The 12,269-nt window shown below is 65.4% G+C and carries 12 protein-coding genes; 8 read left to right on the top strand and 4 right to left on the bottom strand.

What is annotated here, in order from left to right; translation table 11 throughout:
• Nucleotides 1-20: 20 nt before the first annotated feature.
• From gshB to ACSQ3Z_RS04050, 3 genes are all read right to left on the bottom strand, one after another.
• A complete protein-coding gene (gene gshB, locus ACSQ3Z_RS04040; protein ID WP_436170082.1) occupies nt 21-962 on the bottom strand; it encodes a glutathione synthase in 942 nt (313 codons plus the stop codon).
• Between the two features lie 69 nt (nt 963-1,031).
• Complete coding sequence (locus ACSQ3Z_RS04045; protein WP_436170083.1) at nt 1,032-1,406, bottom strand: GtrA family protein; 375 nt, start codon at nt 1,404-1,406, stop codon at nt 1,032-1,034.
• Nucleotides 1,407-1,410: 4 nt separating this feature from the next.
• A complete protein-coding gene (locus ACSQ3Z_RS04050; protein ID WP_436170084.1) occupies nt 1,411-2,421 on the bottom strand; it encodes a glycosyltransferase in 1,011 nt (336 codons plus the stop codon).
• A 129-nt stretch (nt 2,422-2,550) separates the two neighbouring features.
• Between ACSQ3Z_RS04050 and ACSQ3Z_RS04055 the strand changes: the two genes are divergently transcribed.
• The 8 genes from ACSQ3Z_RS04055 to ACSQ3Z_RS04090 all read left to right on the top strand — a co-directional run bounded on the left by ACSQ3Z_RS04055 (nt 2,551) and on the right by ACSQ3Z_RS04090 (nt 11,766).
• A complete protein-coding gene (locus tag ACSQ3Z_RS04055) occupies nt 2,551-4,350 on the top strand; it encodes a GtrA family protein (protein WP_436170085.1) in 1,800 nt (599 codons plus the stop codon).
• 143 nt (nt 4,351-4,493) lie between these two features.
• Entirely contained in the window at nt 4,494-5,843 is a 1,350-nt protein-coding gene (locus ACSQ3Z_RS04060; protein WP_436170086.1) for a putative bifunctional diguanylate cyclase/phosphodiesterase, read from the top strand.
• A gap of 153 nt (nt 5,844-5,996) precedes the next feature.
• Nucleotides 5,997-6,764 (top strand): SDR family NAD(P)-dependent oxidoreductase, encoded by a 768-nt coding sequence (locus ACSQ3Z_RS04065; RefSeq protein ID WP_436170087.1) that lies wholly within the window; start codon nt 5,997-5,999, stop codon nt 6,762-6,764.
• A complete protein-coding gene (locus tag ACSQ3Z_RS04070; RefSeq protein ID WP_436170088.1) occupies nt 6,761-7,705 on the top strand; it encodes a 2-dehydro-3-deoxygalactonokinase in 945 nt (314 codons plus the stop codon). The genes ACSQ3Z_RS04065 and ACSQ3Z_RS04070 overlap by 4 nt, the downstream gene beginning before the upstream one ends.
• A complete protein-coding gene (locus ACSQ3Z_RS04075) occupies nt 7,702-8,340 on the top strand; it encodes a 2-dehydro-3-deoxy-6-phosphogalactonate aldolase (RefSeq protein WP_436170089.1) in 639 nt (212 codons plus the stop codon). The genes ACSQ3Z_RS04070 and ACSQ3Z_RS04075 overlap by 4 nt, the downstream gene beginning before the upstream one ends.
• Nucleotides 8,340-9,215 carry an SMP-30/gluconolactonase/LRE family protein gene (locus tag ACSQ3Z_RS04080; RefSeq protein ID WP_436171829.1) on the top strand — a complete coding sequence of 292 codons (876 nt, stop codon included), beginning with the start codon at nt 8,340-8,342 and terminating at the stop codon, nt 9,213-9,215. The genes ACSQ3Z_RS04075 and ACSQ3Z_RS04080 overlap by 1 nt, the downstream gene beginning before the upstream one ends.
• Nucleotides 9,216-9,315: 100 nt before the next feature.
• Complete coding sequence (locus ACSQ3Z_RS04085; protein ID WP_436170090.1) at nt 9,316-10,383, top strand: D-alanine:D-lactate ligase-like protein; 1,068 nt, start codon at nt 9,316-9,318, stop codon at nt 10,381-10,383.
• Nucleotides 10,384-10,497: 114 nt separating this feature from the next.
• A complete protein-coding gene (locus tag ACSQ3Z_RS04090) occupies nt 10,498-11,766 on the top strand; it encodes a low temperature requirement protein A (RefSeq protein ID WP_436170091.1) in 1,269 nt (422 codons plus the stop codon).
• Nucleotides 11,767-11,849: 83 nt separating this feature from the next.
• On the opposite strand, the gene ACSQ3Z_RS04095 is transcribed toward ACSQ3Z_RS04090, so the two are convergent.
• A complete protein-coding gene (locus ACSQ3Z_RS04095) occupies nt 11,850-12,266 on the bottom strand; it encodes a GFA family protein (protein ID WP_436170092.1) in 417 nt (138 codons plus the stop codon).
• Nucleotides 12,267-12,269: the final 3 nt, after the last annotated feature.

A 12,269-nucleotide genomic window follows, 5' to 3' on the forward strand; every position in this document is an offset into this window, starting at 1 on the left:
GTGGGGCGCAGTTGCGTGGACTACCGCCTCTTGTTCTCAACTGCATCCCAGAACAGGCCGGCAATATCGGCGCCACCAAAGCGCTGCACTTCGCGCACGCCGGTCGGCGAGGTCACGTTGATCTCGGTCATGTAGTCGCCGATGACGTCGATGCCGACGAGGATAAAACCGCGTTCTTTCAGCGACGGGCCGATGCGGGCGCAGATCTCGCGTTCGCGCTCCGTCAGCTCGGTCTTTTCGGCGCGGCCGCCGACATGCATGTTGGAACGCGAATCGTGCTCGGCCGGCACCCGGTTGATGGCACCCACCGGTTCGCCGTCGATCAGGATGATGCGCTTGTCGCCCTTGCGCACGTCCTTCAGATAGCGCTGCACGATATAGGGCTCGCGGAACATCTGGCCGAACATTTCGAGCAGCGAGGCGAGGTTGCGGTCGGCCTCGTGCAGATGGAAGATGCCGGCGCCGCCATTGCCGTAGAGCGGCTTGACGATGATGTCGCCGAACTCCTTGCGGAAGGCGGCGACTTCCATGGGATCCTTGGTGATCAGCGTTTCCGGCATCAAGTCCGGAAACTCGGTGACGAAGATCTTTTCCGGGCTGTTGCGCACCCAGGCCGGGTCGTTGACCACCAGCGTCTTCGGGTGGATGCGCTCGAGGATGTGCGTGGTGGTGATGTAGTTCATGTCGAAGGGCGGATCCTGGCGGAGCAGGACGACATCCATCTCGGACAGGTCGGTGCGCACCTTCTCGCCCAGCGAATAGTGGCTGCCCTTCTCGTCGCGGACCTGCATTTCCTCGATGCGGGCAAACACCTTGCCGTCGCGCATCGACAGCCGGTCGGGCGTGTAGTGGAACAGCTGGTGGCCTCGCCGCTGTGCCTCCAGCGACAGCGCAAACGACGTGTCGCCGGTGATCGACACCGTTGAGACATGGTCCATCTGGACGGCGATTTTCAAGGGCATCTTGGGTCTCCGGCGCGATCCTTGTCGCCGATATAAGGAACTCGGCGGCTTCTGCCAATCAGCCAGAGCCTATCGATCGAAGACGAGGCGGGAATAGCCGAGAAAGGAAAGCGCCATGGCGACCAGCGAGGCGATAGCGAGCGCCGCCAGCGGCGGCATTGCCGGCAGGGCAACCAGGATCGCGCAATAGACGACATAGTTGATGATGCTGGTGGCGATGCCGACGCCGCCATAGCGCGCGCCCTCCGTCGCGATGCCGCGGCTCGACGGCGAGAAGGTCAAATGGCGGTTGAACTGCCAGGTGACGGCCAGCGCAAACCCGATCGAAAGCACGCGGGCGACAAGCGGGCCAAGCGGCGTGACGGCCAGCAGCAGCCACAGGGCCGCCGCATCGGCGACGAAACCGACGCCGCCGGCAAGGATGGAGCGGAGGAGACGGCTCACGGTTCTAGGCCGCCCGGGGAGTCTTGCCCGGTGAGGGTTTCAGGGCAGTCTGCTCAGCGGCCCGTTCACGCCGTTCGACGCGGCCGGACGGCATCGACAGATAGAAGATGCGTTTCTGTTCGGCGCGGCCGCGCGAGACCGAATCGAGGATCAGCCCGGTCACCACCGCCAGCATGGAGAGCAGCAGCAGGCCGACGGACAGCACCCAGGTCGGCATGCGCGGCACGAGGCCGGTCTCGGCGAATTCGATCAGCACCGGCGTCATCAGGGTGAGGCTCGCCCCCAGGAAGAACACGGCAAAGGCGCCGAAGAAGCGCAGCGGCTGCGTCTCCTTCATCAGCATGGCGAACATCCAGAGGATCCTGGCGCCGTCGCGATAGGTCGACAGTTTCGACGATGAGCCCTCCGGCCGGCGGCCATAATCGAGCGCGATCTCGCTGACCGGCAATTTGAGCTGCGAGGCATGCACCGACATTTCGGTTTCGATCTCGAAGCCGCCCGAAACGGCTGGAAAGCTCTTGACGAAGCGCCTGGTGAAGACGCGGTAACCGGAGAAGATGTCGGTGAAGTCAGAGCCGAACAGCCGCTTGTAGAGGCTGTTGAAGATGCGGTTGCCGAAGGCATGGCCGGAGCGGCCGGCGTCGTCGGTGACGCCTCGCCTGGTGCCCACCACCATGTCGCAGCGTTCGGTCAGAAGCGTGTTGATCAGCTGCGGCGCGTCCTCCGGCGCGTAGGTGCCGTCGCCGTCGGCCATCAGATAGATGTCGGCCTCGATGTCGGCGAACATGCGCCGCACGACATTGCCCTTGCCCTGGCGCGGCTCGCGGATGACGGTGGCACCGGCCGCGCGGGCTCGCAGCGCCGTCAGATCGCGCGAATTGTTGTCGTAGACATAGATCGCGGCCGAAGGCAGCGCCTCGCGGAACCGCCGCACCACCTCGGCGATCGTCGGCTCCTCATTGTAGCAAGGCAGGAGCACGGCAATATCGGGCTCGTGGCGAACTTCATGCGGCATTTTCGTCTCCGGAGGCCTGTTTTGGCACGCTGGCCGCGTTGAGTGCCAGCCCGTTCAGGCGGCTTTACTATTTATTGAAGCCGTTAAGGCTAGGTTTAAGCCGCATTCCTTCCGACAAGGGTCACGACGATGAGCTCAGGCAAGGCCGGCGCTTCCTCCTGGAAGTCCGATTTGATGCTGGCGCTGCTTGCCATGCTGGTGGCGCTGGCCGTCAATGCCGGCACCGGCTTCCGCGAATTGACCGATGCCGGCGGCGACAATGACAATCTGCTGCGTCTGGTCGAGGTCCGCGACCTGCTCAGCGGCCAGGGCTGGTTCGACCTGCACCAGTACCGGATGGGGCTGGAAGGCGGCTTCGTCATGCATTGGTCGCGGCTGGTCGACACGCCGATCGCCGCCATCATTCTTGTCGTGCAGGCTTTGACCGGCAGCACCGCTCTTGCCGAGGATGTCGCGCAGATTGCCTGGCCGTCGCTGCTCTTCTGCCTGACCGTGTTCTTCACCACCCGCGCGGCGCGCAATGTCGCCGGCGAGAGCGCGGTTTTGCCCTCCGTCGTCGTCGGCGCGGCGGCGTATCATTTCATCGGCATCTATTCGCCGGGGGCGCTCGATCATCACAACGTCCAGCTGATGCTGACCATGGCAAGCCTCTGCCTGTTGCTGGAGGCGCCGGTGCGACGGACGGCAGCGCTTTTCTCCGGACTTTGCGCCGCGCTGACGCTCGCCGTCGGCATGGAAACCGTCCCCTATGTCGCCACCATCGGCGTCTCGGTCGCTCTGCTGTTTGTCGTCGACAGGTCGGGCGAGAGCCGGATCGCCAGGGATTTCGGCCTCGGCTTTGCCGGTGTCTCGGCCCTGGTCTTCATTGCCACCATCCCCTTCTCGGCATGGGGCCAGGCGCAATGCGATGCCTTCTCAACCGTGCAGTTCGTCGTGGCGGCACTTGCTGGCACCGGCCTTGCAGCCATCGCGTCGATCGATGCCGCCGGTCGCAGCTGGCAGCGGCGTCTCGCGTCGCTCGGCCTGCTCGCCGCAGCCATTGCCGCGGTCGTCGTGGCGCTGTTCCCGCAATGCCTGGCGGCGCCCTATGCCAATCTCGATCCGCGCCTCAAGGAACTGTGGCTCGATCACATCGACGAAGCCCAGTCGCTGTTCACGCTTCTCGCCCATGCGCCGGCCCGCGTCGCGGCCCGCTACGCCACGCCGCTGGTGGCCATCGTGCTGATGGCGATCAGCTTTGGCCGCGGCAACTGGCGGCGGCAGGAAAGCCTCGTGGCTGCGTTGCTCGTCGTTGCTTTCGCCGTCAGCGTCTGGCAGGTGCGGGGCTCGACATTCTCGATCGGCTTCGCCGTCATCCCGCTCTCGGCCTGGATCGCCAAATGGCGCCAGCGCGCCGAGGTCAGCTCCTCACGCGGCGTCGTCCTGCGCATGGCCGCCGCCTGGCTGGTGTCGGTGAACGCCGTCTGGACCGGTGCCGCGGCGGCAACCTCGGTGGCGCTCGATTCCAAGAACACTGTGGCGGCCGACAGCGAGACCGACAATCGTTGCTACCGCATGGCGACCTTTGCGCCGCTCGGCCACATGCCTGATACCACCGTGCTGGCGATCTCCAATCTCGGCGCACCGATCCTGGCCTATTCGGGACATCGCGTGTTCGCCGGGCCCTATCATCGCAATATCGCCGGAAATCTGCTGGCGCTCGATGCCTTCCTGGGGTCTGCCGACGATGCGCGCAAGATCGTGGCGGACCATCACGTCGGCCTGGTCGCGCTTTGCCGCGGCAGCACCGAAAGCGAGCTTCTGGCAGAGAAGGCGCCGCAAGGCTTTCTCGCCGGGCTGATGCACGGCAGTGTGCCGGACTGGCTCGAGCTGGTCGCGGAGACCAAGGGAACCCCGATCGAACTCTATCGTGTCCGGCAAGGCGCCTGAAGGCATCCGACCCTGAAAAGGCCGGACATTTCAGGCGATCGGCGGCCTTTTTTCAGCCGGCGAAAAAATCGATTTGCGATACGTTTCCTAAAGGGTTTGCTGCCAGTCTGCGCGTGAATTCGGACGTGCAAACAGGGACACCGATGCAAACGACGTTTGGCACCGGGCAGGCGGCCAAGGAAAACACGGATCTGGCGTTCACGGATGCGTTGACCGGGCTCGGCAATCATCGCCGTTTCTTTGACAAGGTCGACCGCCTGATCAGCGATCGGTCCGAGGACCCGGCGCCCTTCACCGTCGGCATCCTCGACCTCGACGGCTTCAAGCCGATCAACGATTTGTTCGGCCACAAGGCCGGCGACGACATCCTGATCCAGGTGGCGATGCGGCTGCGCGCGTCGATGGACAGCTATTCCACGGTTTGCCGCATCGGTGCCGACGAGTTCGCCTACCTCTATCCGATGGTGTTCAGCGAGGAGGCGGCGGCGGAAAAGTCGCGCATGCTGATCGAGATCCTTTCGGCGCCCTACGATGTTGGTGAGCGCACGGCCAGGCTTTCGGCCTCGGTCGGCTGCTCGCTGTTCTACTCCGGCGACGAGACCACCGAGATCCTTGTCAACAAGGCCGAAACCGCGCTCTACCATGCCAAGCGCTCCGGCCGTGGCCGGGTCGTCGTCTACACCCGCGAGATGGAGGAAGCCGCCAAGCGCGTCACCCGCATCGAGCAGGCACTGCGCCGCGCCGTTTCGGCCGGCGAGGTGGAGCCGCATTTCCAGCCCATCGTCGATCTCACCACTCGCCGCACCATCGGCTTCGAGACACTGGCGCGCTGGACCGATCGCGACCTCGGCATGGTGCCGCCGAGCGTCTTTATCCCCATCGCCGAGGAACGCGGTATCATCGGTCCGCTGTCGCAGCTGGTGCTGCGCAAGGCCACCGAGGCGGCCCGCAGCTGGCCGAACGATCTGTTCCTGTCCTTTAACCTGTCGCCGTCGCAGCTTGTCGACCAGAACACCGGCCTGCACATACTGGCGATCCTCGACCGCACCGGATTCGACCCGCGCCGGCTGGAGATCGAGATCACCGAAACCGGCCTGATGAACGATCCGGCCTCGGCCGAGAAGATCGTCGAGGATCTGCGTCGCGTCGGCATCCGCGTTTCGCTCGACGATTTCGGCACCGGCCAGTCCTCTCTCGGTCGGCTGCGCGAGTTCCATTTCGACAAGCTCAAGATCGACCGCGCCTTCGTTTCCTCCATCCTCGACGACCGGCCGTCGGAACACATCATCCGCGCCATTCTCGCAATGTGCGAGGGGCTTGGCATGGACGTGGTTGCCGAGGGTATCGAGGAGGAGGCGCAGGCGGACCGCCTCGTCCAGTTCGGCTGCGCCGGCGGGCAGGGCTACCTGTTCGGCAGGCCGGTCGATGCCGAAGCCACGCTCGGCTATCTGCGCGATTCCTATCGCGGTGCCTTGCGCGCCAAGGCGATCTGACGGCGGTTACCGCCAAAGCGTCGCCTATCCGGCGGCCCCGGTGAGGGCGCTCCCTCCATTTTGTCAGACATAAGCGCCAAAATCCGCTTTTCGCACTTGCTCGCCGGAGATCGCTGGATAGGATGCGCGCCGTCCATAGCGGAGAGAGAAAACATGATGCCATCGGCGCGCTTTGCCGACCTTGAAGGCGCCTCGGTGCTGATCACCGGCGGCGGCTCCGGCATCGGCGCCGCGCTGACCGAGGGCTTCTCCCGGCAGGGCGCGAAGGTCGCCTTCATCGACATCGCCGATGGCCCGAGCACAGCACTTGCCGATCGCATCGAAAACGAGCTTGGCCGGCGGCCGCTCTACCTCAAGACCGACCTGCGCGATATCGAAGCGCTGCGGGCCTCGGTCGCCAAAGCGGCTGCTGCGCATGGCGATGTCACCGTGCTGATCAACAACGCCGCGCTCGACGACCGCCATGCCGTCGAGGACGTCACCGTCGAGTTCTGGGACAACAACCACGCGGTCAATCTGCGTCCGCATTTCTTCACCGCGCAGGCTGTGGCGCCGGGCATGAAGCGGGCCGGCGGCGGCTCGATCATCAATTTCACCTCGACCTCCTATCTGATCAACCACCCGGATATGCCGGCCTATACGGCCGCCAAGGCAGGCATCCTCGGCCTCACCAAGGGGCTCGCCGGCAAGCTCGGCGCCGACCGCATCCGCGTCAACGCGCTGGCGCCCGGCTGGGTAATCACCGAACGGCAAAAAGAGCTCTGGGTCACCGAACAGGGGCTCGCCGCCCATCTCGCCAAGCAGTGCATCAAGGAGGTCATGCAGCCGGACGACATCGTCGGCACGGTGCTGTTCCTGGCGTCCGACGCCTCGCGCATGCTGACCGCCCAGATGCTGATCGTCGACGGAGGCTTCCTGTGAGCGCGCTACCGGCGGTCGCCGCGGTCGATTGGGGCACCACCCGCATGCGGGTCTGGCTGATCGACGAGAAAGGCAAGGTTCTCGCCGAGCGTCGCGGCGACGACGGGCTGATCACCGCGCAGCAGAAAGGTTTTTCCACCATCCTCGAAGGACATCTGGCGGCTCTCGGCGCGCCGGAAGCGCTGCCGGTCATCGTCTGCGGCATGGCCGGCTCCCGCCAGGGCTGGCTTGAGGCGCCCTATGTCACCGTGCCGGCGCCGATCGGCGCCATCCTTGCCGGTGCTGCCCGCATTCCCGGCCAGCAGCGGGATATCCGCATCGTGCCCGGCCTCGCCCAGCGCCTCGCCGATGCGCCCGATGTCATACGCGGCGAGGAAACCCAGCTTGCCGGCTCCGGTTTGCCGGCAAAGGGCCGCCATCTCGTCTGCATGCCGGGCACGCATTCGAAATGGGTCCTGGTCGAGGACGGCGCGGTTGCCGGCTTCGGCACCTGGCCGACCGGCGAACTGTTCTCGGTGCTGGCGGCGCACTCGATCCTGCGCCATTCGCTGGGCGAGCAGCCGAAGCCCGTCGCGTCGGACAGTCCGTTCTTCCAGGATTGGTGCCGCAGGGCGCTGGCCGAAGGCGGCGATGTCACCTCAAAGCTGTTTTCGATCCGCGCCGCCGGCCTTCTGCAGGACCTGAAGCCCGACGATGCCGCCGCCTGTCTGTCCGGCCTGTTGATCGGCGGCGAGATCGCCTCGGCCAAGCGCCGCTATGGGGCAGGCGCGGCACCCGTCGTGCTGGTCGCGTCCGGGGCGCTGGCCACACTCTATGGAGCAGCACTCGGCCTTGCCGGGTTCGACGTAAGAGCCGTCGACGCCGATGATGCGGTGCGGGTCGGCCTGGTCGAGGCGGCGCGCGAAAACGGCATGATCGCCAGAAGTGGAGTTGCAGCGTGACGCAGACCGCACCGTTCCCGAAGCTCAAGCGCGGCCTGGTCGCCATCCTGCGCGGGCTGAAGCCCGAAGAGGCGGTGGCCATCGGCACGGCCGTCTTCGAGGCCGGCATCGAGGCGATCGAGGTGCCGCTCAATTCGCCGGCCCCGTTTTCCTCGATCGCCGGCATCGCCGGGGCGCTTCCGGCCGCCGCGCTGGTCGGCGCCGGCACGGTGCTGACACCGGCCGATGTCGACGGCCTGCACAAGGCCGGCGGCAGGCTGCTGGTCAGCCCCAACATCGACGCCGATGTGATGCGCCGCGCCATGGACCACGGCATGGTGACGATGCCTGGCGTCTTCACGCCGACCGAAGCGTTCCAGGCCATCCGGCTCGGCGCCTCGGCGCTCAAATTCTTCCCGGCCAGCGTGCTGGGTGCGGGCGGCATTTCGGCCGTGCGTGCGGTGCTGCCGGCAGACACGCTGATCGGCGCCGTCGGCGGCGTCTCGGAAAAAGATTTTGCCGGCTATAAAGCGGTTGGCGTCACCGTCTTCGGCCTCGGCTCCAGCCTGTTCAAGCCGGGCATGCGCGTCGACGAGGTGGCGGCCCGCGCCCGTGCCGCGGTGGTGGCCTGGGACATGGCTTTCGGGGGCGCATGATGGACACTGTTTCGGTCTTCTGCGACCACATCTGTCAGCTCGGCGAGGGGCCGAGCTACGATCCTGGCACCGATGCTCTGTTCTGGTTCGACATCGTCAATGGCCTGCTGTTGGAGAAGGGCGTTACCTCCGGCGCGCTGAAGATCCATGAGCTTGGCTTGATGGCCAGCGCCATCGCCATCATCGACGACCAGCGCCAGCTGATCGCCACCGAAACCGGCCTGCATATCCGCGATGTCGCGACCGGCAGGCTGACGCTGCACACGCCGATCGAGGCCGGCAACCCGCTGACGCGCTCGAACGATTCGCGCGTCCATCCCTGCGGCGCCTTCTGGGTCGGCACGATGGGCAAGGGCGAGGAAAAAGGTGCAGGCTCAATCTACTGGTTCTTCAAGGGTGAGTTGCGCAAGCTGTATTCCGACATCACCGTGTCGAACTCGATCTGCTTTTCCGAGGACGGAACGGTCGCCTATTACACCGACACCGGCACCGGGCTGCTGATGCGCGTCGCCTGTAACCCGGTAACCGGCCTGCCTGCCGGCGAGCCGAAGATCTTCGTCGACCATCGCTCGGCCAAGGGCTATGTCGACGGCTCGGTCGTCGACCGCGACGGCGTGCTGTGGAACGCGGTCTGGGGCGGCAAGGCGGTCAAGGCCTATGCGCCCGACGGCACGCTGCTGCGCGAGGTTTCGATGCCGGTGACGCAGCCCTCTTGCCCTGCCTTTGTCGGCGCGAAGGCCGACAGGCTGGCGGTGACCTCGGCCTGGAAGGGCAAGGACGACAAGCAGCGCAAGCTCGACCCGCAGGCCGGCATGACCTTCCTGTTCGATATTCCCGTCAACGGCCGCTTCGAGCCGCGCGTGCTGATCGCCTGATCGGAGGACGCTGTTACGCAACCGTCCGGAGCAGTCGGTTTCGCGAAAGCCGATGGCAGGCGCCATGCGAAGGTGGGCGCATTGCCGGGAGCGTTGATCAATGTCGAGCCGCCAACCAAAACTGATCCTTGTCTACGAGCCGGAACAGGCCTGTTTTGACCGGCTGGTCGCCGATGGTCATGCGCCGGAACGCGCCGCCGAGATTTCGTCCTATCTGGCGCAGTCGACCGATCTCGCCCGCGAATTCGATACGCTTGCCACCGCCTGCGACAAACGTGGCCTCGGCTTCGTGCCGGTGGCGCTCGACGATGCGACAGGTGTGCTCTCCGGAGCCGATCCGGGCACGACGCTGGTATGGACGCTGACAGACGGCATCGCCTATTTTCGCGGCGCCGCCGCCCCTGCACAGGCGCGGCTGAACGGCCTGGCGACGATCGGCGCCGACGACGCGCTGTTCGCGCTCTGCCAGGACAAGTTTCGCTCCGGCGCCGTGCTCGGCGCGCTCGGCCTGCCGGTGCCGCAGGCCGGACTTGCGCGCGACGGAAGCTGGCTGGTCGAGCCGCCGGCCTCGGCGGCCGGCTGGTTCGTCAAGCCGAACCGGCTCGGCGCCAAGATCGGCATCTGGCCGGAGTCCCGCTGCCACGATCTCGGCCACGCGCTGGAGCTTAGCCGGCGTGTTTTTGCCGCCTATCGCGACGATGTCGTCGTCCAGCCCTATGTCTCCGGCCGCAATGCGCGCGCCAGCTTCCTTGGCCTGAAGCCGGACACCGGCGTCGAGGCGCTCGGTATCGCCTTCGTCGATTCCGTCGGCGACTTCCAGACCATGGCGGACAGCCTCGCTCTCTATGGTGACACCGGCCAGGCCGCCAGGGCGGCGGGGGCCTATGTTGAGCCGGAGTTGGCGCCGGTCGCCGCCAGCCAGCCGGCGGCAGATCGGGCGATCCGCGCGATCGCGCAAAGGCTGTTCGCCGGGCTTGGCCTGAAAGACGTGTTTTCCATCGATTTCAGGATCGAGGCCAACGACCGCGTTCACCTGATCGAGTTCGAGGTCTGTCCCGGCCTGCCCTGCTTCGACTTCCGCGACTATTGCCGCCAGCAATGGGGCTTGAGCCTGGCGGATGCCATGGCCGAGACGGCGGTGAGCCGGCTGCCTGCCCAGGCCGTTTGAACGGCGCGAGGCTACAAACGCGCTGGCCTTTGGCCGCGTGCAGTCGGCTGCGCGCCTTGACGCTTTCTGTCATGCCTCTAGTGTCGGTCGGCGAGGCCCAACGAAGACCGCGCGATGAACACCACGCCCGTCAGTTCCGAGACGCTCCACCATCATGTCAGGCGCATGGCTGGACGCCATCCGCATGAGGAGCATCGCGTCGCAACCCCGCTCGAACTTCTGTTCGACCTTACTTTCGTAACAGCTTTCGGCCTTGCCTCATCCCAGCTCGCGCATGCGCTGGCTGAGGGCCACTATGCGGCGGCCCTGCTGGGCTTCGGCTTCGCAAGCTTCGCCATCTGCTGGGCCTGGGTCAATTTCTCATGGTTCTCCTCGGCCTACGACACCGATGACTGGATTTTCCGCCTTGTCACCATGGTGCAGATGATTGGTGTGCTGGTGCTGGCAATCGGCCTGCCGCGCATGTTCGCCTCGATCGAGCATGGCGAGCACCTCGACAATTCGGTCATGGTGCTGGGCTACGTGATCATGCGCTTGGCCATGGTGTTCCAATGGCTGCGCGCTGCCCGACAGGACCCTGATCGGCGCCGGGCCTGCCTGACCTACGCCACAGCCATCTCGGTGGCCCAGGTCGGCTGGGTGGTGCAGATCCTCGCCGATTTCTCGGTCGGCGTCAGCCTCATACTCGCCTGCGTCCTCGCATTGGTCGAATTGGCGGGGCCGGTGGTCGCCGAACGCAAGGATGGCGGCACGCCCTGGCATGCCCATCATATTGCCGAGCGTCACAGCCTGTTCGCCATCATCGCGCTGGGCGAGGGGGTCGTCGGCACACTCGCGTCGCTGTCGGCCGTGGTCGAGGAACAGGGCTGGACCATGGATGCGGCATTGGTTTGCATCGCCGGCACCGGGCTGACCTTCGGCATGTGGTGGGTCTATTACATACTGCCTTCAGCCCGGACGCTTCACGCCCACCGCGATCGCGCATTCGTCTGGGGTTATGGTCAGATGCTGATTGTGACCGCCATCGTGGCGACCGGCGCCGGCCTCCACGTCGCGGCCTATTTCATCGAGCACAAGGCTCACATCGGTCCGCTCGCGACGCTGCTTACGGCCGCTGTTCCCGTGGGTGTTTTCCTGGGGCTGATCTATGCGCTCTACTACTATCTCGTTCCGCGCTTCGATCTCCTGCACGTCTGGCTGCTGCTTGCGACCGCGGCCGTCGTCGCACTTGCCATTCTCGCCGCGCTTGGCGGCGTCGACATGGCGGTCTGCCTGATCATTCTGATGCTGGCGCCGGCCGTGACTGTCGTCGGCTACGAAGCGCTCGGACACCGCCATCAGGCGGAAGCGCTCGCAAGCGGCGAGCACTCGACACGGCCCTAACTCATTGTTTTGACGCAATTCCGGACGGAAAACCGTTTCACACTTCTTTTGGAATTGCTCTAGCCGGATGGCCTCCAGAGGAACTATCCGTGCAGCATTCGCTCGAATGCCCGCAATGACGGATCCATAATGTCCCAGCCATGGCCGCGGATCGTGTAGGTCACCGCCTGCGGCTCGAAATCGCCGGGGTTATCGAGGCTGGTCGCGTGAATTGCTATCAGCTCCGGCATCGCGACGAATGTCAGATAGACCGGCGTTCCACAGGTTGGGCAGAAGGCATGCACCTTTTCGTTGCCGCTGGCGCCCGCCACGTGCCAGGTGCTCGCCTCGCCGGTAATTGCCATATCGGCGCGCCGGCCGAAGGTCAGATAGGATCCGTGACCAGTGCCGCTGCGCTTCTGGCAATCGAGGCATTGGCAGTGGTTCTGGAAGATGGGCTCGCCGCTTGTTTCATAGCGGATCGCGCCGCATGCGCATCCGCCGCTATAACGCTTGGTCATTGT

The organism is Mesorhizobium sp. LjNodule214 (assembly GCF_964252735.1).
Lineage (GTDB): Bacteria > Pseudomonadota > Alphaproteobacteria > Rhizobiales > Rhizobiaceae > Mesorhizobium.

What these genes read in the sequence shown, in the direction of transcription:
- gshB (WP_436170082.1), bottom strand. Translation starts at nt 962, where the DNA reads ATGCCCTTGAAAATCGCCGTCCAGATGGACCATGTCTCAACGGTGTCG.
- ACSQ3Z_RS04050 (WP_436170084.1), bottom strand. Translation starts at nt 2,421, where the DNA reads ATGCCGCATGAAGTTCGCCACGAGCCCGATATTGCCGTGCTCCTGCCT.
- ACSQ3Z_RS04055 (WP_436170085.1), top strand. Translation starts at nt 2,551, where the DNA reads ATGAGCTCAGGCAAGGCCGGCGCTTCCTCCTGGAAGTCCGATTTGATG.
- ACSQ3Z_RS04060 (WP_436170086.1), top strand. Translation starts at nt 4,494, where the DNA reads ATGCAAACGACGTTTGGCACCGGGCAGGCGGCCAAGGAAAACACGGAT.
- ACSQ3Z_RS04065 (WP_436170087.1), top strand. Translation starts at nt 5,997, where the DNA reads ATGATGCCATCGGCGCGCTTTGCCGACCTTGAAGGCGCCTCGGTGCTG.
- ACSQ3Z_RS04080 (WP_436171829.1), top strand. Translation starts at nt 8,340, where the DNA reads ATGGACACTGTTTCGGTCTTCTGCGACCACATCTGTCAGCTCGGCGAG.
- ACSQ3Z_RS04085 (WP_436170090.1), top strand. Translation starts at nt 9,316, where the DNA reads ATGTCGAGCCGCCAACCAAAACTGATCCTTGTCTACGAGCCGGAACAG.
- ACSQ3Z_RS04090 (WP_436170091.1), top strand. Translation starts at nt 10,498, where the DNA reads ATGAACACCACGCCCGTCAGTTCCGAGACGCTCCACCATCATGTCAGG.
- ACSQ3Z_RS04095 (WP_436170092.1), bottom strand. Translation starts at nt 12,266, where the DNA reads ATGACCAAGCGTTATAGCGGCGGATGCGCATGCGGCGCGATCCGCTAT.